Origin of the sequence: Pseudomonas sp. UMAB-40 (genome assembly GCF_900095275.1) — a bacterium.
Taxonomy (GTDB): domain Bacteria; phylum Pseudomonadota; class Gammaproteobacteria; order Pseudomonadales; family Pseudomonadaceae; genus Aquipseudomonas; species Aquipseudomonas mandelii_B.
The window spans coordinates 47,058-69,147 of the sequence record NZ_LT607556.1 but is presented as its reverse complement, the minus strand read 5'-3'; the positions used below and the strand labels follow the sequence as shown (position 1 = coordinate 69,147).

Annotated in this window: 22 protein-coding genes and 1 pseudogene; 8 read left to right on the top strand and 15 right to left on the bottom strand. The window is 60.6% G+C overall.

What is annotated here, in order from left to right; genetic code table 11:
- Positions 1-16: 16 nt before the first annotated feature.
- Entirely contained in the window at positions 17-1,030 is a 1,014-nt protein-coding gene (hemB, locus tag K0F88_RS10110; RefSeq protein ID WP_219094970.1) for a porphobilinogen synthase, read from the bottom strand.
- Positions 1,031-1,236: 206 nt separating this feature from the next.
- On the opposite strand from hemB, the gene K0F88_RS10105 reads away from it, so the two are divergent.
- On the top strand, positions 1,237-1,860 hold the full coding sequence (locus tag K0F88_RS10105; protein ID WP_219094969.1) for a DedA family protein: 624 nt from the start codon (positions 1,237-1,239) through the stop codon (positions 1,858-1,860).
- On the opposite strand, the gene K0F88_RS10100 is transcribed toward K0F88_RS10105, so the two are convergent.
- Positions 1,841-3,076 carry a sterol desaturase family protein gene (locus K0F88_RS10100; RefSeq protein WP_219094968.1) on the bottom strand — a complete coding sequence of 412 codons (1,236 nt, stop codon included), beginning with the start codon at positions 3,074-3,076 and terminating at the stop codon, positions 1,841-1,843. The two genes, K0F88_RS10105 and K0F88_RS10100, sit on opposite strands and share 20 nt — an antisense overlap.
- Positions 3,077-3,192: 116 nt before the next feature.
- Between K0F88_RS10100 and elbB the strand changes: the two genes are divergently transcribed.
- On the top strand, positions 3,193-3,861 hold the full coding sequence (gene elbB, locus K0F88_RS10095) for an isoprenoid biosynthesis glyoxalase ElbB (protein ID WP_219094967.1): 669 nt from the start codon (positions 3,193-3,195) through the stop codon (positions 3,859-3,861).
- A gap of 116 nt (positions 3,862-3,977) precedes the next feature.
- On the opposite strand, the gene K0F88_RS10090 is transcribed toward elbB, so the two are convergent.
- Both K0F88_RS10090 and K0F88_RS10085 read right to left on the bottom strand, forming a co-directional pair.
- Positions 3,978-4,433, bottom strand: a complete 456-nt coding sequence (locus K0F88_RS10090) for a YaiI/YqxD family protein (protein WP_219094966.1) — start codon at positions 4,431-4,433, stop codon at positions 3,978-3,980.
- A gap of 106 nt (positions 4,434-4,539) precedes the next feature.
- Positions 4,540-6,438, bottom strand: a complete 1,899-nt coding sequence (locus K0F88_RS10085; RefSeq protein WP_219094965.1) for an FTR1 family protein — start codon at positions 6,436-6,438, stop codon at positions 4,540-4,542.
- Between the two features lie 166 nt (positions 6,439-6,604).
- Between K0F88_RS10085 and K0F88_RS10080 the strand changes: the two genes are divergently transcribed.
- The 4 genes from K0F88_RS10080 to K0F88_RS10065 are packed head-to-tail and all read left to right on the top strand — an operon-like array spanning position 6,605 to position 9,726.
- Positions 6,605-8,002: a COG3014 family protein gene (locus K0F88_RS10080; protein WP_219094964.1), complete on the top strand. Its 1,398-nt coding sequence runs from the start codon at positions 6,605-6,607 to the stop codon at positions 8,000-8,002.
- Positions 8,003-8,014: 12 nt separating this feature from the next.
- On the top strand, positions 8,015-8,389 hold the full coding sequence (locus K0F88_RS10075) for a YcfL family protein (RefSeq protein ID WP_219094963.1): 375 nt from the start codon (positions 8,015-8,017) through the stop codon (positions 8,387-8,389).
- Between the two features lie 23 nt (positions 8,390-8,412).
- Positions 8,413-9,003: a penicillin-binding protein activator LpoB gene (gene lpoB, locus K0F88_RS10070; protein WP_219094962.1), complete on the top strand. Its 591-nt coding sequence runs from the start codon at positions 8,413-8,415 to the stop codon at positions 9,001-9,003.
- 3 nt (positions 9,004-9,006) lie between these two features.
- Entirely contained in the window at positions 9,007-9,726 is a 720-nt protein-coding gene (locus K0F88_RS10065) for a penicillin-binding protein activator LpoB (RefSeq protein ID WP_219094961.1), read from the top strand.
- Between the two features lie 150 nt (positions 9,727-9,876).
- Here K0F88_RS10065 and rhtB read toward each other — a convergent pair whose 3' ends face one another.
- The 3 genes from rhtB to K0F88_RS10050 form a co-directional block, all read right to left on the bottom strand.
- Positions 9,877-10,509 carry a homoserine/homoserine lactone efflux protein gene (gene rhtB, locus K0F88_RS10060; protein WP_017341420.1) on the bottom strand — a complete coding sequence of 211 codons (633 nt, stop codon included), beginning with the start codon at positions 10,507-10,509 and terminating at the stop codon, positions 9,877-9,879.
- 253 nt (positions 10,510-10,762) lie between these two features.
- Positions 10,763-11,344: a mechanosensitive ion channel family protein gene (locus K0F88_RS10055; RefSeq protein WP_077747155.1), complete on the bottom strand. Its 582-nt coding sequence runs from the start codon at positions 11,342-11,344 to the stop codon at positions 10,763-10,765.
- On the bottom strand, positions 11,344-13,254 hold the full coding sequence (locus K0F88_RS10050) for an ATP-binding cassette domain-containing protein (RefSeq protein WP_219094960.1): 1,911 nt from the start codon (positions 13,252-13,254) through the stop codon (positions 11,344-11,346). The genes K0F88_RS10055 and K0F88_RS10050 overlap by 1 nt, the downstream gene beginning before the upstream one ends.
- Before the next feature lie 50 nt (positions 13,255-13,304).
- Between K0F88_RS10050 and K0F88_RS10045 the strand changes: the two genes are divergently transcribed.
- The gene (locus K0F88_RS10045) at positions 13,305-13,769 is read left to right on the top strand and encodes a TIGR02444 family protein (protein WP_094470048.1); all 465 of its coding nucleotides are present in this window, start codon (positions 13,305-13,307) and stop codon (positions 13,767-13,769) included.
- Here K0F88_RS10045 and K0F88_RS10040 read toward each other — a convergent pair.
- Positions 13,766-14,887: an AlgP family protein gene (locus tag K0F88_RS10040; RefSeq protein ID WP_219094959.1), complete on the bottom strand. Its 1,122-nt coding sequence runs from the start codon at positions 14,885-14,887 to the stop codon at positions 13,766-13,768. The two genes, K0F88_RS10045 and K0F88_RS10040, sit on opposite strands and share 4 nt — an antisense overlap.
- A gap of 192 nt (positions 14,888-15,079) precedes the next feature.
- Between K0F88_RS10040 and K0F88_RS10035 the strand changes: the two genes are divergently transcribed.
- The gene (locus K0F88_RS10035) at positions 15,080-15,745 is read left to right on the top strand and encodes an FKBP-type peptidyl-prolyl cis-trans isomerase (protein WP_219094958.1); all 666 of its coding nucleotides are present in this window, start codon (positions 15,080-15,082) and stop codon (positions 15,743-15,745) included.
- A gap of 59 nt (positions 15,746-15,804) precedes the next feature.
- Here the strand turns inward: K0F88_RS10035 and rsd are convergent, their stop codons facing one another.
- From rsd to K0F88_RS10000, 7 genes and pseudogenes are all read right to left on the bottom strand, one after another.
- Complete coding sequence (gene rsd, locus K0F88_RS10030; RefSeq protein WP_094470045.1) at positions 15,805-16,263, bottom strand: sigma D regulator; 459 nt, start codon at positions 16,261-16,263, stop codon at positions 15,805-15,807.
- A 177-nt stretch (positions 16,264-16,440) separates the two neighbouring features.
- Complete coding sequence (locus K0F88_RS10025) at positions 16,441-16,992, bottom strand: disulfide bond formation protein B (RefSeq protein ID WP_094470044.1); 552 nt, start codon at positions 16,990-16,992, stop codon at positions 16,441-16,443.
- 357 nt (positions 16,993-17,349) lie between these two features.
- A complete protein-coding gene (locus K0F88_RS10020) occupies positions 17,350-18,588 on the bottom strand; it encodes a heme biosynthesis protein HemY (protein ID WP_219094957.1) in 1,239 nt (412 codons plus the stop codon).
- A complete protein-coding gene (locus tag K0F88_RS10015; RefSeq protein ID WP_219094956.1) occupies positions 18,585-19,727 on the bottom strand; it encodes a uroporphyrinogen-III C-methyltransferase in 1,143 nt (380 codons plus the stop codon). Before K0F88_RS10015 ends, K0F88_RS10020 begins: the two co-directional genes overlap by 4 nt.
- Positions 19,728-19,743: 16 nt before the next feature.
- Positions 19,744-20,511, bottom strand: coding sequence for a uroporphyrinogen-III synthase (locus K0F88_RS10010; RefSeq protein ID WP_094470041.1), 768 nt, complete (start codon positions 20,509-20,511; stop codon positions 19,744-19,746).
- Complete coding sequence (gene hemC / locus K0F88_RS10005) at positions 20,508-21,449, bottom strand: hydroxymethylbilane synthase (protein WP_219094955.1); 942 nt, start codon at positions 21,447-21,449, stop codon at positions 20,508-20,510. The genes K0F88_RS10010 and hemC overlap by 4 nt, the downstream gene beginning before the upstream one ends.
- A 138-nt stretch (positions 21,450-21,587) precedes the next feature.
- Positions 21,588-22,090 (bottom strand): annotated as a pseudogene (locus K0F88_RS10000) (LytR/AlgR family response regulator transcription factor); the annotation flags it as partial.

The following is a 22,090-nucleotide window of genomic DNA, read 5'->3' as shown; positions in this document are numbered from 1 at the left end:
AATGTTCCTGGGAGGGCTATTTCTGCTCTCGTAACAATTGAGCGGCACGCACGGCAAAGTAAGTCAGGATGCCATCGGCCCCTGCACGTTTAAAAGCGGTCAGGGATTCGAGGATAACCCCTTCACTCAACCAGCCATTCTGGATGGCCGCCATGTGCATGGCGTATTCACCGCTGACCTGATACACAAAGGTCGGCACTTTAAATTCTTCTTTGACCCGGTAAAGGATGTCCAGATACGGCATGCCTGGCTTGACCATGACCATGTCTGCGCCTTCTGACAAGTCCGCCGCCACTTCGTGCAGGGCTTCGTTGCTGTTGGCCGGGTCCATCTGATAGGAGGCCTTGTTGGCCTTACCCAGGTTCAGCGCCGAACCCACCGCGTCGCGGAACGGACCGTAATAGGCGCTCGCGTATTTGGCCGAGTAAGCCATGATCCGCACGTTGACGTGATCGGCCAGCTCCAGCGCTTCGCGGATGGCCTGGATGCGACCGTCCATCATGTCCGACGGGGCAACCACCTGAGCGCCGGCCTCGGCGTGGGACAGGGCCTGCTTGACCAGTGCGTCGACGGTGATGTCGTTCTGCACATAGCCTTCTTCATCGATGATGCCATCCTGCCCGTGAGTGGTGAACGGGTCCAGAGCGACGTCGGTGATCACCCCCAACTCCGGAAACCGATCACGCAGGGCGCGGGTGGCGCGCTGGGCAATGCCGTTGGGGTTCCAGGCTTCGGCGGCGTCAAGGGACTTGAGCTCCGGCGGTGTCACCGGAAACAACGCCAATGCCGGAATCCCCAGTTCGACCCACTTGGCTGCTTCTTCGAGCAACAGATCGATGGTCAGGCGCTCGACGCCCGGCATCGACGCCACCGCTTCGCGACGGTTTTCACCGTCCAGCACGAACACCGGCAGGATCAGGTCATCGACGGTCAGAACGTTTTCACGGACCAGTCGACGCGAAAAATCATCACGGCGATTGCGACGCAGGCGGGTTGCAGGAAACAAACGGTTGGCGGGGGTAAAGCTCACGGCAGACTCCTGAGCCCGCTGGCGTGCGAGCGTGACAGTTATAAGCGGCCATTATGACCGTGGTATTACAGTTATGTGCACCCCTGCGGCAGGTAGTCGCATTCCATTGTCCTTGTAGGAAATGTTCACGTCGAGACACATTTGGACACTTTCATGAATGTGCACGAAGGCGTAGGCTGCGCGTTCATTTCGCCAGCATCCAGACAATGCTCCAACAATTTCTTCAGGAATTCGGCTACTTCGCCCTCTTTCTCGGCACGTTCTTCGAAGGCGAAACCATTCTGGTGCTCGCAGGCTTCCTCGCGTTCCGCGGATACATGGACATCAAGATCGTCACGATCGTGGCGTTCTGTGGCAGCTATGCCGGCGATCAGCTGTGGTATTTCCTCGGGCGCAAACACGGTCGCAAATTGCTGGCGCGCAAGCCACGCTGGCAAATGATGGGTGACCGGGCGCTGGAACATATCCGCAAACACCCGGACATCTGGGTGCTGAGCTTCCGCTTCGTCTACGGATTGCGCACGGTCATGCCGGTGGCGATCGGCCTGTCGGGTTATCCGCCGGGGCGTTATCTGCTGCTCAACGGGATTGGTGCTGCGATCTGGGCGGCCGCACTGGCCGCTGCGGCGTATCACTTCGGCGCGGTGCTCGAAGGCATGCTGGGCAGCGTCAAGAAGTACGAGCTATGGGTGCTCGGCGCCCTGCTGATCCTGGGCCTGGGCCTGTGGCTGCGCCGGCGCTTCAAGAATGCCCGTCTGGCGAAGAAGATCTACGCCGACGAGCAAGCCGAGCTGGCCAAGGCCGCCGAGACTAAGACGCCAATCGAGTGAAGCGGTCCCTGCAACAGTAGAGACCGATGCCACTGAGCAGGCTGTAGCTGAGCAGGCCGATCCAGCCCACCGCGCTGGCCGGCCACAGCCCGACCACCGGCGCCAGCCACACCAGCGGCACATTCGAGGCCAGGCGCAGTAGCTCCAGTTTCAACGCCTGCGGGCGATTCTCCAGGGCCATGCCCAACGTAAACAGACCGAATGCCACTGCGCCCCAGCCCAACACCAGCGCGGCAGTCGGCAAACGTGGCTCAAGGTTCATCAAGTAGCTGCCCAGCGCGATGTAGACGCAGAACTGCAGCGCCACATACACCTGCTGACGCCCGTCCAGCGGCACCTCGAATTTGCGGAACTGGCTCAGGTCCGGTTTGTTCATCGGGTACTTCGCCGCCACATCCGCCGGCCGCCAGCCGGTGCGCATAAACCAGATCCGTAGCTTGTCCCATGTGTTTTCAGCCCGTCGCGCGTCATCCCACAGCTGCGCGTAAAACTGCACGTTCGCCCACAACGGATTCCAGCTCGCCAGCGGTGTGGTCACGCCGAAAATCACCGGCTCGTTGTCGTCCTCTTCCTGGAACGAGCCGAATAGACGGTCCCAAATAATGAACACCCCGCCGTAGTTGCGATCCATGTAGAGAGCGTTCTGTGCATGGTGAGCCCGATGATTGGACGGCGTGACAAAGAACCACTCGAACCAGCCGAGCTTGGGAATGTGTTTGGTATGCACCCAGAATTGATAGAGCAGGTTCAGCGCGGCGACGCTGATGAACACCAGCAGCGGCACCCCGAGCACCGCCATCGGCAGGTAGAAAATCCAGCTCAGCAGAAAGCCCGTACTGGTCTGGCGCAGGGCCGTGGAGAGGTTGTAGTCCTCGCTCTGGTGATGCACCGAGTGCGCGGCCCAGAGGATGTTGCGCTCATGGCCCATGCGATGCAGCCAGTAATAGCAGAAGTCATAGAGAACAAAGGCAAACACCCAGACCCAGACGCTGTCGGCCGACAGCTCGAACAGCGCCAGATGCTTGAGGGCAAACGCATAGGTCACCAGGCCGACGCCTTTGGTCAACAGGCCCGTGGTGGTCGAAAGCACCCCGGTGCTGATGCTGTTGATCGCGTCCGCCAGCCGATAATTGCTCAACCCGCGCCAACGGTCCGCCAACAGCTCGACGGCAATCAGCACAAAGAAAAACGGCACCGCATACAGAATGAAGTCCATTGACGCGCCCTGATCGGAATCTTGAGGACAGATGCTAGGTGTAGCCGCGAATTAACCCTATGGCAACGAGTGACAAATTAGTGGACATTTAACGCCATGAATCTGGAGAAAAACCCATGAGCAAAAAAATTGCAGTGATCCTTTCCGGCTGTGGCGTGTACGACGGCGCCGAGATCCACGAAAGCGTGATTACCTTGCTGCGCCTGGACCAGCGTGGCGCCGAGGTGCAATGCTTTGCCCCCAATATCTCGCAATTGCATGTGATCAATCACCTGACCGGCGACGAAATGCCCGAGTCGCGCAATGTGCTTGTGGAATCGGCGCGGATTGCCCGGGGCAACATCAAGGATATTCGTGAGGCCAGCGTCGAAGACTTCGACGCACTGATCGTGCCCGGCGGTTTCGGCGCGGCCAAGAATCTCTCTAACTTCGCCATCGAAGGCGCCGGCTGCACGGTTCAACCGGACGTCCTGGCGCTGACCGAAGCGTTTGCCGAAGCGGGCAAGCCGGTGGGGCTGATCTGCATTTCGCCGGCGCTGGCGGCGAAAATCTATGGCCCGGGCGTGACCTGCACCATCGGCAACGACACCGATACCGCCGCCGCCATGAACAAGATGGGGGCTACACACGCCGACTGCGCGGTAACAGACATCGTTGAAGACAAAGCACGCAAACTGGTCAGCACCCCGGCTTACATGCTGGCGCAATCAATCAGCGAGGCAGCGTCAGGCATCAATAAACTAGTCGACCGCGTTCTGGAACTGACCCACGAGAATGATGTGTAACACGGACTAATGTGGGAGCGAGCGTGCTCGCGATGGCGGTCTATCTGGCGACATCAATGGTGAACATGAGGGACCCATCGCGAGCAGGCTCGCTCCCACAGGGTTCTTTGTAAGGCTCAGGTTTTTCGGGTCAGCCGCGTGAGTATCCGATCCAGCGCATTGGCGAACGCCTGCTTTTCGCGCTCACCAAACGGCGCCGGCCCGCCGCTCATCTGGCCCTGTTCACGCAGATCGGTGAACAGGTTACGCACCGCCAACCGATCGCCCATGTTCTGCGCATCGAATTCCTTGCCCCGCGGGTCCAGCACTGCCACGCCGTTCTTCACCAGCCGATCGGCCAGCGGCACATCGCTGCAAATCACCAGTTCACCCGGCACCGCATGTTCCACCAGATAGTCATCGGCGGCATCCGGACCGCTGGGCACCACGATCAGCTTCACCAGGGCCAGGCCCGGTTTGATCTGCGGCTGCCCCGCCACCAGCACCACTTCGAACTGGCGCTTGAGGGCGAACTTCACCACCAGATCCTTCGCCGCCCGTGGGCAGGCGTCAGCATCGATCCAGACACGCATTTGTTTACCTCTTCCAAAAAAAATCGCGAGCAGGCTCGCTCCCACAGGTTATACGCGATCCTGTGGGAGCGAGCCTGCTCGCGATTGTGAGCGAAGCGAATGCCGCTTAAGAAACCTGCACCCGCCGCTTCTCTGCCATCCAGCTACGGCCATACAGCACAACAATCGCAATGATCGCCACCGCCTGAGCACTCAGCGAGTACGCATCCGCGTGGATCCCCAACCAGTCGAAGTCAAAGAACGGCACCGGCCGCGTGCCGAAGATCCCGGCTTCCTGCAACGCCTTCACGCCATGCCCGGCGAACACCACCGACAACGCGCACAGCAGACCGGCGTTGATGCTGAAGAACAACGACAGCGGCAGTTTCTGCGAGCCGCGCAGGATCACCCACGCCAGCCCGACCAGCAACACCAGCGCCGTTGCACCGCCGGCCAGCACCGCGTTATGCCCCGCAGGCCCCGCCTGCAACCACAGGGTTTCGTAGAACAGAATCACTTCAAACAGCTCGCGATACACCGAAAAAAACGCCAGCGTCGCAAAGCCGAAGCGTCCGCCGCCGCCCACCAGGCTGCTCTTGATGTAGTCCTGCCACGCCGCCGCATGGCGACGGTCGTGCATCCACACGCCGAGCCAGAGCACCATGACGGCGGCAAACAACGCCGTCGCACCTTCCAGCAATTCACGCTGCGAACCGCTGACATCAATCACATAGGCCGCCAGTGCCCAGGTCGCCAGACCGGCCAACAACGCCAGGCCCCAACCGACGTTGACGCTACGCACCGCCGACTGCTGGCCGGTGTTGCGCAGGAACGCCAGAATCGCCGCCAGCACCAGAATCGCTTCCAGGCCTTCGCGCAGCAAAATCAGCAACCCGGAGATGTAGCTTAAGGACCAACTCAAGCCGTCGCTGCCCAGCAACCCGGCGGACTCCTTCAGCTTGGCCTTGGCTGCGTCCAGACGCTGCTGGGCCTGGGCCACCGGCAAACCGTCCTGCAACGATTGACGGTAAGCCATCAGGGACTTTTCGGTGTCCTTACGCACGTTGGCGTCGACGTTGTCCAGCGAGCTCTCGACCAGCTCGAAGCCTTCCAGATAGGCCGCTACCGACAAGTCATAGGCTTGATCGTGATCGCCGGCACGGTAGGCCAAGAGGCTCTTGTCCAGGGTCGCAGCGGTGTAGTCGAGCAACTGCGCCGGGCCACGCTTGACCTGCGGCGGTTGTGCCCGCTGCGCACGGAACGTCGCGGCGGCTTGCGGGCCATCGGCGGCCTGCACTTCGGCTGGCGTCTGACGAGCGAGGTCGGCGATGTTGAAGGTCTTTTCGGATTTGGCTGCGGCCGGATCGGCGCTGAAACTGGCGATGTAAGTCGCCAGGTCCCAGCGCTGACGATCGTCCAGCTGATCGGCGAAGGCCGGCATGTCCGTACCTTCGACACCCAGGCCCAAGGTGCTGTAGATCGCGTACAGACTCAGGCGGTCCAGGCGCGCCGTGTCACGCAGGTTGGCCGGCGGCGGTGTCAGACCGACACCCGCCGGGCCGTCACCGCCCCCCGTATCGCCGTGGCAGACCGAGCAATGCTGGGCGTACAGCGGTGCGCCACGGGTCGGATCCGGGGTAATGATCGGCGCCTGACTGACTTCATAGGTCACGGCCAGTTTCGCACCGAGCTGTCGAGCCTGACGGGCCACGTCCGCGCCGTCCTGACGGGCAGCGATGGCGTTGCGCAGCGTGCTGACGCCTTGCTCCAGCCCGGGTTTCTCCGGTTTGGCCGGCATCGCGGCGATCAAGCCTTGCAAGACCTTGATGAATTCCAGCTGCTCGCGGTATTCGGAGTCGTCGATGACGTTGCCCCCTTGCACCGTCTGCGGGTAATCCGCGCCGATGTAGTCGAGCAAATGCAGGGCTTGCGGCGCGCCATCCACGGTGTCCGCCAGCAGATTGAAACTGCACAAGGCAAACAGTGGCAACACCAGCCAGGCCAGGAAACGGGACGGGGCAGTCATGAATCAATCTCAATTGGAAATACGAAGTAACACATTGTTCACTTCCAGTGCCATTCACTCAAGCTTTGTCTGCATCGGCCGCTGGAGTGCAGGAACAAAGTGCCATCATCCAAGTCTATAAATTGCCGCCTCATGGCGGCTTATCTTCAAGGAAGACACACAGTAAATGGCCACCCGCCTGCGCTTCTTGTTTGTACTCGGTGCATGTTTGCTACTGAGCGGCTGCCCCACCCTGCGTGACTACAACGCGGAGCTGAACGAGACACTCGATTATTTCAAGGCCGGGCAACTCGATGGCGCGGTTGCCGTGCTCGACCGTAATAATCCTTTCGCTCCGGGTGACCTGCTCTACAACCTGGAAAAAGGCGAATTACTGCGACTCGGCGCCCATGTGACGGGTAATCACGCAAACTGGGATTACGCCGACAAGCTGATCGAGGGTTGGGAAAACTCGCCGAGATTCGACGCCTTCAAAGCATTCACCGAATTCAACAGTTACGGCGCCAATGACAAAGTGCGCCTGTACGATGGCTACGATTTCGAGAAGGTCGCCCTGACCACGCAAATGGCCCTGGCGAGCCTCTCCAGTGCCGACGTTAACAGCGCTCGCGTCATGATCAAGAAAACCCACGAGCGCGAAGCAACCATTGCCGACAAGCGTGACAAGCAATACCTGGAAATGGAAAACCAGGCGAAGGAACAAGGGGTCGCGTTGAAATTCCAGGACCTTCAGGGTTACCCGGTCGCGACCCTCGACGCCCCCGAAGTGATCGCGCTCAAGAACAGCTACCAGAGTGCGTTCAGCCATTACCTCGCCGGGTTCATTTATGAATCGCTGAACGAGAAAGACCTCGCCGCGCCGGGTTATCGCCAGGCCATCGAACTGCGCCCCAATACGCCGCTGCTCGAACACGCCTTGCGCAACCTGGCCAAGTCCCCGCTGAAGGCCGGCGAGGTCGACGTTCTGCTGATCGTACAAACCGGTCTGGCGCCGGCGCGCAGTTCGGTGCGCGTGCCGATTTCAGTGGATGTCGACGGTGAAACCTACATCACCAACATGTCGTTCCCGATCCTCATCCCCGACACGTCCACTCCGCCTGTGGACTTCGTCACGGTGGATGGCAAGAAACAGAAACTGACGTTGCTCAACAGCTTCGGCGACATGTCGCGGCGCACCTTGCGTGACGACATGCCGGGCATTATTCAACGCACGCTCCATCGCGCCCGGTCCAATGTCGAGTACCTGGCCTATCTGAAAAAACACAGGCCCGAGAAACTTGAGGAAACGATCCTGCAGCAGCTTCAACGCGAGGATGCCGACACCCGCGGCTGGCGCACGTTGCCGGACAAGACGCTGGTTGCCCGCCTGCGACTCAAGAAAGGCCAGCACCAACTGACGTTGCCCAACGCGCCGGACGCAACACCGGTCAGGTTCAAGGTGGATCAGACACACCAGGCTTTCAGCCTGCGCGCGGTGGGTAACCGCCGATTCGCCGCCGACGTCGCCTTGCAACTCGACACTGTTCCCGCACCGCAGGCTGCCATCAGCCCTGCTCAACCCTGAACGGAGATTTTCATGGGATTGAAATGCTTCGCCGTTGTCGCCTTGGCCTTGTTGGCGGGTTGCGTCACCCCGCCGCCACCGCCGGAACCCGGCAGTGCCGCCAGCAAAGTCATGGCCACCGGACCGATCGAGAACGTGGCCATCGGGCCGATGCGCATGGCCAGGGAAAACGGTTTCCTGACGGTTAATACGCAGCTGAGCAACACCGACTCCCACAACCGAACGCTCTATTACCGCTATCTTTGGCTGGGGCCGGAAGGCTTCCCGGTGGCCGACGCCGATACCTGGAAAAGCCTGACCCTGTATGCCGAGCAGACAAGTTTTCTGCCGGCCATCGCCCCCGTGCCCCAAGCCGTGGATTTCCGCCTGGAGATCAATACGCCGTGATCCGCCCACTTGAGACTTTGCCCATGTTTGCACGCGTTTCGTTCCTTGCCCTGGCCGCGCTGCTGATCGGTGGCTGCGCCGACAATCGCTCACCAGTGCTGGGCAGTGGCAACATCAGTTATGGCGACCCGAAAGCCGTGGAACTGATCACCAACGAATTCGGCTCGACCGACCTGCAAATGATCGCGGAAAGCATGACCCGCTCCCTCGCCCAGTCCGGTGTTTTGAAGGGCCGCCCGGTGGTTCAGGTGTACGACGTGATGAACAAGACCAGCGAATACATCGACACCCGGGAAATCACCACGTCGATCAAGACCCAGTTGATGCGTTCCGGCACCGCACGCTTTGCCAGCGACAACACGGACATGCAGAGCCAGGTCGCCCATCTGAAATTGCAAAACCAGAGCGGTTTGTACAAGAAGAGCACGGTGGCCAAAACCGGCAACATGATCGCCGCCCGTTATCGCCTGGAAGGCTCGATCAGTTCCATCGTCAAGCGCAGCAACGATTACAAGGACGTCTTCTACAAATTCAGCCTGCAGTTGGTCGATGTCGAAAGCGGGCTGGCCGAGTGGATGGACGAGAAAGAAATCCGCAAGACTACGGAGCGCTAAGCAATGCGTGCATGGATTGGCATCCTGGCCCTGGCCTGCGCCGCTGGCGTACAGGCGGCCCCGAAAATCGCTGTCACCGACCTCGCCTACGAGGCCAGCGTGGATCAATACGTTCACGTGGTATCGGCCCGGGACAATCATCAGCAGGACTATTACGGCGCCAGTGGCTCGTCCAGTTACGACGAGTACACGACGCAGAACAGCTACCTGGAACAGACCGAAATCCGCCGTTTCAGTGGCGACATCAAAGGCCAGATGCTCAAAACCGGGATGTTCCAGCTGATTCAGGGCTCGCCCTACACCGCCAGCGCCAAAAGCGATGTGTACGACGTGATCAAACGCATCAAGGCCGGCGACTTCAAAGGCGCCGACTACGTGCTGTTCGGCACACTGTCGGACATCGACTTCACCCAGGACATGAATGAGCTGGCCAACACTGACAGCTATTCGGCAGTGCTGGCGTTGACCCTGGTGGCGGACTTCAGCCTGATCAACACCCAGACGTATGAAATCACCTCAGCGTTCACGGCGATGGGCGAAGCTCAGGACACCAAATTGGTGAATGATCGGGACATCCACGTTTCGCTGAACCGGCCCCGGGTGGTGCGGGACGTGTCGAGGTCGTTGGGCGAACAGCTCGGGGATGGCAGTTATGTGCCGTCAGGACAACCGCAGCCGCGCAACGACCTGCCGCCGGATACCGCGCCGGTCATCCTGCGCTGACCCTGACGCCGATCACCTGTGGCGAGGGAGCTTGCTCCCGCTTGAGTGCGTAGCGCTCGCAATATTGGGGGCCGCTTCGCAGCCCAGCGTCGGAACGTCGCCCGGAGCAAGCCCCCTCGCCACAATGGATCGCGTTTCCCTTGAGAGGTTTTACACCGCAGCTTTGCGCAGCGTCGCCATAAACGCCGCCGCACCAATAAACAGCCCGGCAAACGTGCGGTTCATGCGTTTCTGCTGTTTTGGCGTGCGCAGCAGACGCAGTACCTTCGACGCCAACCCGGTGTACCCGGCCATGACGATCAGGTCGACGCAGACCATGGTCACGCCGATGATCAGGTACTGAGCCAACAGCGGCGCGTGCGGATCAATGAACTGCGGCAATACCGCCAGCATGAACACGAGGGCCTTGGGGTTGCTGATATTGACCAGAAAGCCGCGAAACACCAGGGCCATCGGCTTGCCGATCTGACGCACGGCTGCGTCGTCACTCATGTCGCTGGGCAGCGCACGCCATTGCTTGATCGCGAGGTAAACCAGGTACGCCACACCGAACCATTTGATCGCATAGAACGCGGTGGCTGATGCCGTGAGAATCGCGCCCACACCGGCGCCGACAATCGCGATCTGTACCGCCAGGCCCAGTTGCAGGCCCAAGGCGTTCCAGTAACCGCGCCAGAAACCGTATTGCAGACCGCTGGACATCGACGCAATGGCGCCGGCACCGGGAGACAGACTGATCACCCAGCAGGCGGCAAAAAACGCCAGCCATGTTTGAAGCTCCATTGCACACCTCGACTCAGACTTGTGACAGACGTCTAAGCTAATGCGGCTTTGGGCTGATGACCATCGATTTTTTACGGGATGTGGCGGCTGCCGACCAGCGTTCAGGACTCGAAAGGCTCATCGCCTGATAGTCCGCTATCGCGAGCAAGCTCGCTCCCACAGGGATCCCGGCTGATCACAAATCTGCGATCCAACCCAAAAACCTGTGGGAGCGAGCTTGCTCGCGATGGCGGTGTATCAGTCGAAAGAAGGTTTACTTTTCGATCCCGCTCAACGGAAACACATCACTCCCGCGCCAGCGCCGAACCGAACGCTGGAAGAACAGGCTGTTGGGCACTTGCACCATGGCGCTGCCGGTACCGAGTTCTTCCGCTTCAATCAGCGTGGTGTACAGCAGATTGATCGCCACCACCCGACCTTTGACGCCGGGCTTGTCGGTGGTGTCCACCAACTCGACGACGTCACCGATGCGGAACGGGCCGACGGTGAAGATCAGGATTGCGCAGAGCAGGTTGGAGAGCACGCTCCACATGGCGAAGAACGCCACCGCCGCGACAGCCACAAACCCGGACAACGCAGTCCAGAGCACGGTGGCCGAGACTCCGAGGCGTTCGAGTACGAAAATCAGCGCACTGCCCATGATCAGCCAGCGCAAACCGCCGCGCAGCGGCATCAGCAGCTGCGGTGGAAACGGGTAGCGCTCGCCCAGGCGAGTCAGGCATTTAGCGACGAAGCGTTGGGCGAAGTAACCCGCCAACAGAATCAGCAGGATTTGCGCGGCGAACCAGATCGGCTCGCCCCACCCCGCCGGCAGCGGCAGCTTGAAAGCTTCCATCAAGACAGCGCCTCCAGCTCCGCCTGCATGCTTTCGAGCAGTTCCAGGGCTTCCATCCAGGCTTCTTCGAGTTCGGCTTCACGCACCTTCAGCTTGGCCTGTTCAGCCAGCAGATCACGCAAATCGTTCTTGCGCGCCGGTTCGTAAATGTCGCTGTCGCCGAGGCTGGTATCGATCTTCGCCAGTTTCTCGTGCAGCTTGCCCAACTCGACTTCGAGCTTGTCAGCCTCACGCTTGTGCGGTGCCAGTTGCTGACGCAACGCAGCAGCAGCCTGGCGCTGGGCCTTCTTGTCGGTCTTGTCCGGGTTGACCGGGGTGTTGCTGACCGGGGCATTGCGCTGACGGTAGTCGACCAGCCAACGGGCGTAGTCTTCCAGATCGCCGTCGAACTCCTCGACCTTGCCGTCCGCCACCAGGTAGAAATTGTCGGTGGTGCTTTTGAGCAGATGGCGATCGTGAGAGACCACCAGCACCGCACCACTGAATTCCTGCAGGGCCATGGTCAGCGCCAGGCGCATTTCCAGGTCGAGGTGGTTGGTCGGTTCGTCGAGCAGCAACAGGTTCGGCCGATCCCAGGCAATCAATGCCAGGGCCAGACGGGCCTTTTCGCCACCGGAGAAATTCAGCACCGGCTCGTCGATACGCGCGCCACGGAAGTCGAACCCACCGAGGAAGTCGCGCAGTGTCTGCTCGCGCTCGGTGGGTGCCAAACGCTGCAAGTGCAGCAACGGGCTGGCCTTGGAATCCAGAGAATCCAGCTGATGCTGGGCGAAGTAGCCCACGACGGTGTTTTCGCCACGGGTCAGGCGACCGGCCAACGGCGAGAGTTCCCCGGCGAGGTTCTTGATCAAAGTCGACTTACCGGCGCCGTTCGGGCCGAGCAAACCGATCCGCGCACCGGGGGTCAGTTGCAGCTTGACCTTCTCCAGCACGGCTTTGTCGCCATAGCCCAGGCGAGCGTCCGACAGGTCGATCAATGGGCTGGAGATTTTCTGCGATTCGCGAAAGACGAAGTCGAACGGCGAGTCGACGTGGGCGGCGGACAGTTCTTCCATCCGCTCCAGCGCCTTGATCCGGCTCTGGGCCTGACGGGCCTTGGTGGCCTGGGCCTTGAAGCGGGCGATGTAGCTTTCCATGTGCGCACGCTGCGCCTGCTGCTTCTCGTAGGCCTGCTGTTGCTGGGCCAGGCGTTCGGCGCGGGCACGTTCGAAGGCGCTGTAACCACCGCGGTACAGGGTGATCTTGCGCTGATCGACGTGGGCCACGTGATCGACCACGGCGTCGAGGAAATCCCGGTCGTGGGAAATCAGCAACAAGGTGCCGGGATAGCTTTTCAGCCATTCTTCGAGCCAGATGATGGCGTCGAGGTCCAAGTGGTTGGTCGGCTCGTCGAGCAGCAACAGGTCCGAGGGGCACATCAAAGCCTGCGCCAGGTTCAGACGCATCCTCCAGCCACCAGAGAAATCTCCTACCGGACGATCCATTTGCTCGTTGGTGAACCCAAGGCCAGCCAGCAGCTTGCGGGCCCGAGCGTCGGCGGTGTAACCGTCGGCACTGTCGAGTTCCGCGTGCAGACGGGCCTGAGCCGCGCCGTCATGCGATGCTTCGGCCGCGGCGAGGTCGCGTTGCACCTCACGCAGGCGCAGGTCACCATCGAGCACGTAGTCGACCGCCAGGCGTTCGAGGGTCTCGATTTCCTGACGCATGTGGGCGATGCGCCAGTCAGCCGGCAGGAAGCAGTCACCCGAGTCCGGGTGCAGTTCGCCCCGAATCAAGGCGAACAGGCTCGATTTGCCGGCGCCGTTGGCACCGATGAGGCCGGCTTTGTGGCCGGCGTGCAGGGTCAGCTCAGCGTCTTCTAGCAGACGTTGAGGGCCACGCTGTAAAGTCAGGTTCTGAAGTCGAATCATAATGGCGGCGGAGTCTACCAGCTTCGCTCGCAACTGGCGCGAGTAGCACTATGTCCTCTGACCTGTGGAGCTTTTCCGTTACCACTTACTCCCGTCGCGGCGTTGAAGCCGCGTGCCTGACGTTGCAGTCGGCGGGTGTGAACGTGTGCTTGCTGCTATGCGGGTTGTGGCTGGGAGAACGTGGCGTTACCTGCAACGAACAACGCTTGCAGTTGCTTCGCGATGTAGCCGGACCGTGGGACGCCGATGTCGTGCAACCGTTGCGCGCCTTGCGAATGCAATGGAAAGCCGCCGCTGGCGAGGATGCCGGGCTGGATGATTTGCGCGAACAAGTGAAAACGCTGGAGATGGAAGCCGAACGGCATTTGCTGTTGCGACTGGAGCGTTTGTCGCAGAGTTGGCCGCAGTATGAGGTGACCGATTCAACGGCCTGGCTGGAAGGTGTGGCGGCAGGCGCCGCCCACCTGGACCGCGACGCGCTGCATCAGCTGCGCGTCGCGGCAACCGGCACTTAGGAAGCGCTGGCTGGGGTGGTGCTGGTGCTCGACGGTGCGGCTGGCGTTGGCGCAGACGATGGGGTCGAGGTGGTGGCTGCTGGAGCAGGCGAAGCCGATGCAGCTGGCGACGGAGCTGGAGTCGCTGGCTTGGCAGCAGCGGCCGGTTTTTTCACGGCTGGCTTCGCGGCAGCAGGTTTTGCAGCGGCTGGTTTCGCTGCTGGTTTCGCTGCAGCAGGTTTGGCGGCGGCAGCGGGTTTCGCGGCAGCAGGTTTAGCAGCGGGTTTCGCCGCAACTTTTGCAGCGGGTTTCGCAGCCGGTTTGGCGGCTGGTTTGGCGGCAGCGGTTTTAGCCGCGGCAGGTTTTGCGGCTGGCTTGGCGGCAGCAGCTTTTGCAGCGGCAGGTTTTGTAGCTGGTTTGGCAGCAGCCGTTTTAGCGGCTGGTTTTGCTGCCGATTTTGCAGCAGGTTTTGCCGCTGCGGTTTTCGCCACAGCCGGTTTCGCAGCCGCGGTTTTTGCAGCAGGTTTAGCGGCAGCCGTTTTGGCAGCGGCTGGCTTGGCGGCAGGTTTGGCAGTCGTCAATTTAGCCGCTGGTTTTGCAGCGCTGGCTGCGACTGGTTTTTTTGCCGCAGGTTTTGCCGCAGCTTTCACCGGTGCTTTGGCGGCAGGCTTGGCCGGTGCTTTTGCAGCCGTCGGTTTGGCAGCAGCTTTCTTGGCAGGTGCCGCAGCAGGCTTGGCCGAACGCAGGGACAACGCCTTGCCGACAGCCTCTTGTACACGACCGATACCCTGGGCCAGTTTCAGGCTTTCTTGAGCATCGCGCTTGAGTTGCAGGATGTAGCTGCGGGTTTCGGATTGACGATCCTTGAGGGCATCGAGCAAGTCCTCAAGTTCTTTCACCGCACCCTTCGCTTTGGTTTGTGCCTTGGCTTTACCGGCAGCTGCGGCGTCCTGCAATTTGGTACGGGATTTGTGCAATTTCTCCTGCGCTTTTCCGCGCTGCTTTTCCAGTTTGGCGAGCAGTTTTTCAGCATCAGCCAAGGCTTGGGAACAAGCGTTTTCCAAATGATCGAGCAGGCTGCCCGAGAGTTGTTGGAGTAAGTGCAACGGGGTATTTACAGGCTTCTTGGTGGCCGACATGGTTTACCTCCTGGCTGACGTGGGTGCGGCTCATACTAGACCTCAGATGACACCGCCGCTAGGGCATGTTGACAGTATCGAAAGCGCTGCGTTGCAACAGATTGAAATTCTTCTGCGCGGGTGCAAAACCAGTTCACCTTTGAGCGCACTCACACTGGCATAATCCATCGCATCTCAGATCGGAGTGTGCCCATGTCGCGCTACTTTTTTTTATCGTTGTGCGTGTGTTTTTCCGTGGCCCAGGCCGCCGAAAAAACCACCCCAAATGAGGCTCACGATCTTGCTTACAGCCTGGGTGCTAGCCTGGGTGAGCGCTTGCGCCAAGAGGTGCCGGACCTACAACTCCAGGCATTGCTCGACGGTTTGCAACAAGCCTATCAAGGCAAGCCACTGGCCTTGAAAGACGAGCAGATCGAACAGATTCTGGCCGAGCACGAAGCCCAGGTCGCCGAGCAACCCGCCGTAGCGCAAAGTGAAGTCGCGCTGGAAAAAGAGCAGCGGTTCCTCACCGAGGAAAAAGCCAAACCGGGTGTTCGTGAGCTGGCAGATGGAATTTTGCTGACCGAGTTGGCACCGGGCACCGGGGCCAAGGCGGGTCCTAATGGCAAGGTCGAAGTTCTATATGTAGGACGCCTTCCCGACGGCACGGTGTTCGATCAGAACAGCAAGCCTCAGTGGTTCAGTCTTGATAGCGTGATCAGCGGCTGGCGCAGCGCATTGCAAAACATGCCGGTGGGTGCGAAATGGCGCCTGGTGATTCCATCGTCGCAAGCCTATGGCGCGGACGGTGCCGGCGACCTGATCGCCCCGTTCACGCCACTGGTGTTCGAAGTCGAATTGCGCGGTGTCACAGGCTGAAAGCCGGAAACGAAAAACGGCGCGCATCGCGCACCGTTTTTTAGTCTTGCAGGAGAGGTTCAGGCCTGAACCGGGTCCTCTTCCTTGTGAGCAGTGTGCAGCACTTCGATCAGGCAATCTTCCAGTTCGAAGCGTTCGTGCAACAGCCCGCCCAGCTCCTTGAATTTCTCTGCGACGCACTTGCCTGCATCACACAGGTCATTGAACGCCAGCAGCTTCTCGGTGATGACGTCGATGCGCGGGTAAATCGTCTCGGCCAGCTCCAGCCCGCGAGTATCGCCAAAAGCCTTGGCTTCGCCGGTCAGCTGTTCGTAGATTTCGAAGTGCCCGGCAGATACGTAATCGACCAGCACGCCGCAGAATTCCTGCAACGGCTTTCGGTTTTCGCCCAAAGCCTCTGGCTCGGCACCGAGAGCATCGTAGGCTCGAACCAGTTCGTGACGCTCCTGCAACCAGCGATCGATCAGCAGATGCACTCCACCCCAACGTTCCTGAGCATTCTGACAACTTTCGAGCATGGTGATCTCTCTTCCCTTGTGGGTCATGCTGCCCTACACCTGTCGCAGTCTTGATAATCAAGAATCGACCAGGCAGAGCGTCATCGAGCAACATAATTCCAATGACACGTGCGGGCCAGATTATGCCCGCGCGACAATGGCTTCAAGGTACGCAGGAGATAAAGTTCATACAAGTGTTTAATCACCCGCCAGCCCCCGGTGCGACGACACGCCGCTGAGCGGTCGCTCGCAGGCAAGCCAGACAACGCGCAGCAGCTGATAAACACTCAGAATTGTCACCGCCATGAAGAGCAACAGACTCCATTCCGGGATGCTCAGGTCAAACAGCGTCCAGGAAATTTCTGCGCAATCTTCGTCCCCTTTGAACATCAGCGTCACTTTGCACAGCCAGGGCAGGTTCTCGTATAGGGCCTGCGGATGGGTGGAGCAGGTCGATAGCTGATGCGCCGGATCGCTTTGCAACAAGACTTGCCGCCACGCCGCGACCATACCGGCGAGACTGCATGACAAACCGAGCAGCCAATAAAGAAAAGTCCCGAAGCGGCCAGGGCCATGCACCGAAGCCGCCAGGCAGACACCGGTGAACAACGCCAGGCAGACTCGCTGCAAAAGGCATAACCCGCAAGGCTTGAGGCCGATTGCGTATTCCAGGTAATAGGAAACGCCCAAGGCCAGGGCACCTGCAATAAAAGCCATGAAAAACAAGGAGCGTGAGCAGGCCAAAAACATGGCTTATCCGTAACAGTAGAGACAGGCGGTTACGGTAGAGGAAAGCGCGCCAGCCTTTCAAGGCAGGTCGGCACGGACACTTCACCAGAAGTGTAGGGAATTCCCGACAGCGTCGAGAGGATTTGATGTAGCCCTCTGTAGGACAAAGCTAATCAGGGGCTACAACGCCAAACATTCAACGGATTTCACGCGACCGAATCACGCCAAAGAACGGCTTTCGCCCCTGTAGCAGCCTGCGTCCGGTTGCAAAGCAGCCGTCATAAATTAAACGCGATTAGCCTGATGAAACCGTGCGCTCGTTTTACGACTGCTTCGCAACCGGACGCAGGCTGCGCCAGCTGCTACAAGGGAATCCTTTCAGGCGTAAACGGGCGCTGGGAGTGGTGCCGCCAAGAGGCGCTCGTCCAGCAGGACCAGGCCTTCCTGGAACAACTGGTTGCTGCGCTCTGTGTCGCCAAGCTGAGCGAGCAACCGCGCCAATTCCGCACAGGCTTCCGGGTTGCGCTGTACCCGCAAACTACTTTCCAGATAGTCCCGCGCCTTGCCCCACAGACTGCTTTGCAGGCACAGCCGGCCGAGTGTCAGCAGAAGGCTTGGGTCGGCCGGATGATCCTTGAGCCATCCCTCGGCCGTTTGCAGTTGACGAGCCGGATCGCTACCGCGCACCAGACCGTAGAGACGCGCCAAATGACTGTCGTACTTGCGCTTGAGCGCCGTGCGCAGCACTTCTTCCGCTTCAACCTGCGCGCCCAGTTGCCGCAGCTGCTCGGCATAGGCCAGCACCAACTGAGGCTCCTGGCGCTGAGCCGAGGTGAGTTGCTGCCAGGCGCGATTGAGCGATTGCAAACCCACCGTGCCGTCCGCTTCCTGATGCGCCGCCAGGGAAAGGTTTTCACCCCACGCCCGGCGTTCCAGATCGGCCAGCTCGGCGGGCGGCAAGACTTTATCCTTGCGCAGCTCCGGGAGCAGGCGAATCACCGCCGACCAGTCGCCGCGCTGCTGATGCAGACGCTGCAACTGGCGCAAGGTCTGGACGTTATGAGGATGACGCTCGTGCATGGCTTGCAGCGTCACCAGGGCGCCTTCAGTGTCGCCGCGGTCGTTCTGCAACTGCGCGTGACTCAAGGCAATCGCCAATTCGGCCTGCGGCTGGCGCTCGAGTGCGCGTTCCAGCAAGTTGTCGCATTCCTCGTAGTGACCTTGTTCATTGGCGGCGCGCGCGGCGCCGAGGTAGTAGAGCAGCGGCTGGCGCTCGGCTTCGGCAGCGCGATGCAGGTGACGCTGCGCACTGGCCCATCGACCTTCTGCCAGGTCCAGCTGACCGTGTTCGATCGCCACTTGCACCCGACGGCTGCGATTGCGCCGCGACCACGGATTGACCACGCCGCTGGACGTCATCACCAGCACGACCAACGCCTTGATGCCCCAGAACACCAGCCAGAGCACGGCGACCAACGCCAGGGTTGCCCACAGGCTCGCTTCATAGCGAAAGGTCTTGTAGGCGATCAACACGTAACCGGAATGCTCGGCAATCGCCAGGCCCAGTGCGGCGGCTGCGGCGATGACCAGGAATACGATCACATAGAGGCGTTTCATGGCGTGGCCTCCTGCGCAGTGTTCGCGGCCGGTTTTGCCATCGGTTTGATCGAGTCTTCGGCGTTGACGTTACGCCGCTCCAGATACCCCTGGACCGCACTCAATGTCCCGGTCAGGTCCGGCGTGACCACCGTGACCGGCTGCTTGCTCAACTCGCCCACCTGCTCAAGCATGACTTTGCTTTGAGGGTTGTCCGGGTTGAAGTTGCCGGTCAATACATCCCGCGCCTCGGCCAGCGCCTGGGTGTAGACCGCTGCCTGGCCATTGAGCGCGGCCCATTGCGCCTGCTCCAGCGCCAGGCTCAGCGCCAGACGCACCTGACTCAGGCTCTGCCCTGCCAGCAATGGGCGAACATTTTTGTCAGCATTGAAGTCGATGCGGATGTAGCGGGAAATCTGATCCCACCACTGCGCCCAACGACTGGCACCGTCGCCATCGGCCGTCAGGCCCAACAGCGATTCGCCACGATCCTTGTACTCGGGGGCCAGCTCGGTGAGGTCGATGACCTGATCGCGCAATGCGCCCAGTCGCAGGAACAACCCTGTGCGATCCGGCTGCTCTGTGCTGCGCAGCGCCACCAGGGTTTTGGCCACTTGCTCGCGAGCGGCGAAGGCACCGGGATCGTTCTGTTCACGCAAAATTTCATCGGCGCCCTGCACCAGGGCCTGGGCGCTGCTGATGTCCTGCAGCGCAGAAAGACGCAGGCTGGCCAGACGCAACAAGTGCTCGGCTTCGGCCAGACGCCAATCTTTGCGGCTCGCGCCGAGGACCGTCTCCAGACGCTGATTCAAGCGTTGCTGATCGCCTTGCAACTGCGTCACCAGACGGCTGCGAGCATCCAGTTCTTCGGCCGCAGGCATTTGTTCAAGGCGCGCGCTCAGGCGCTGTTCGTTGAGTTTCAGGCTCTGCGCCTGATCGTTCAACGCCTGGACCTGGCTCAACTGCTGCTGGTTGTTGGCTTGCAGGTGACGCACCTGCCAAACACCCCAACCGCCCACGGCAACACCGGCGGCGCCCAACAGCAGCGCGACGATTGCCAGCCCATTGCCCCGGCGCTGCACTGTGGCAGGTGGTGGAGTTTCCACCGGCGCTTCAAGCACCGGCAGCACGTCTTCTTTTGGCAAGGCTGTTTCGCTCACGTATCCATCCTTTGCATTAGAGAACGGGTTCGGGATGCTCCCGTAACGCCGTCAGCAAAGCCGCGGCACTGGCGCCACGACAATCCACAACTGTTTGGGCCCCGGCGGCACGTGCCAGCTCGGCGACCCTGGGGCTTGGAACAAACAACGGCAACCGCGCCATTTCAGGCCAGGCATCGCCCGCCAATTGGCGCAGGTGCTCAAAACCCTGTCCACTGCTGACCACCAGCCCGTTCAAGCGTTCCGCTTCGATACGGTCAGGCAGAACCGTCGACGGGTAGTGAGGCAGTCCGCGACGGTATAACTCCAGATACTCGACACTAGCACCAAGCTCGCGCAAACGCTCAGCCAGCAACTCGCGCCCGCCCTCCCCGCGCAGGATCAGCACCTGCGGATCGGGTCGGGCAATCGCCTCGCGCAACGAGGGAAGTTCAAGCAAGGCTTCGCTGTCATCGCCCTCGGCGGGGAAACTCACGTTCAGCCCGTTATCCGCCAGGATCTGCGCGGTCGCCGCGCCCACGCTGAACCAGCGTGGGGACGGTGGCTGTGGCCAATACTGATTGAGCAGGTCAACGCCAATTCTGGCGGCCGGTTTACTGACCACGATCACCGCACAGTAACGATCCAGCCCCTGAATCACCTCGCGCATTGTGTCAGAGACAGCAATCGGCTCGATCTCCAGAAGCGGCAAGCTGCTGCTGAAAATCCCCGCTTGCGACAAAACACCGCTCAGCGCCGCCGACTCATCCGCAGGGCGCGTCAGCAGCAGGCGCCAGCCCGTCACTCGTGACCTGCCTCGCCATAGACCGCCTTCAGAATGTCGCCGGCGCCCTGGCTCAGCAAGTCTTCAGCCACTTGCACACCCAAGGCTTCTGCATCGCCACGCGGTGCGCGGGCCTCGGCACTGAGCAGCAGGCCGCCGCTCGGATCGCCCACCAGACCGCGCAACCAGATCTGCTCGCCTTCAAGCACGGCGTAGCAGGCGATCGGCACTTGGCAGCCGCCATTCAGATGTTTGTTGAGGGAACGTTCCGCGGTCACGCGGGTGGCGGTGTCCTGGTGATGCAACGGCGCCAGCAACGCGTGGATTTCACTGTCGGCGCTGCGGCACTCGATGCCCACCGCGCCCTGGCCACCGGCCGGCAAGCTGTCGTCGACACTGATCGCCGAGGTGATGCGATCTTCGAAGCCGAGACGAATCAGGCCGGCAGCCGCGAGGATGATGGCGTCGTATTCGCTGGCGTCAAGCTTGGCCAGGCGCGTGTTGACGTTGCCGCGCAGGAAGCGGATTTCCAGGTCCGGGCGGCGGGTCAGCAACTGAGCCTGACGGCGCAGGCTGGAGGTGCCGACGATGCTGCCCTGCGGCAACTCATCCAGGCTGGCGTAGGTATTGGAAACGAACGCATCGCGCGGGTCTTCGCGCTCGCAGATGCAGAACAGACCGAGGCCTTCGGGGAAATCCATCGGCACGTCTTTCATCGAATGCACGGCGATGTCGGCTTCGTTTTCCAGCAGCGCGGTTTCGAGTTCCTTGACGAACAGGCCCTTGCCACCGATTTTCGACAGGGGCGAGTCGAGCAGCTTGTCGCCACGACTGACCATGGGCACCAGCGTCACAAGCAGACCAGGATGAGCCTGCTCCAGACGGGTCTTGACGTATTCGGCCTGCCACAGGGCAAGAGCACTTTTGCGGGTGGCGATGCGGATTTCGCGAGAGGACATGGATCAATCCGTACTGAATAGATACGGCGGATAATAACAGCTCAGCCAAATCCACTTTGACTTGTATCAGACACTGCGTGGCCTCCCTGGCCTCAAACGTCCAGCAAACGGATATGAAGTTCGCCTGTGATCAGCGAATTAAAGCTGTTGCATCATTTTGCGCACGCCGGCCACATGGCGACGGCTGACGATCAGGGCATCGCCATTGAGCCCTTTGAGGAACAGCTGAAAATGCCCCAGCGGTGTGCGTTGCAGGCGTTCGATACGTTCGCGGGCAACCAGCGCGTTGCGGTGGATGCGCACGAAACGATCACCGAATTCATCTTCCAGGGCCTTGAGCGGTTCATCCAGCAGCACTTCGCCGCCTTCATGGCGCAAGGTCACGTATTTGTGGTCAGCAATGAAGTAGACCACCTGACCCAACGGGATCAGCTCAATGCCTTTACGTGTTCGGGCACTGATGTGGCTGCGGGGGCCGCTACCGCTTTCGGCGGCTGGACGGGTCAGGGCGGCGAGCTGGACGCGATTGGGCCGCTCGGCTTTTTTCAATGCATCATGTAAATGTTCAGTTCGCACAGGCTTCACCAGATAGCCCACGGCGCTGGCCTGCAGGGCTTCCACGGCAAATTCATCGGGCCCGG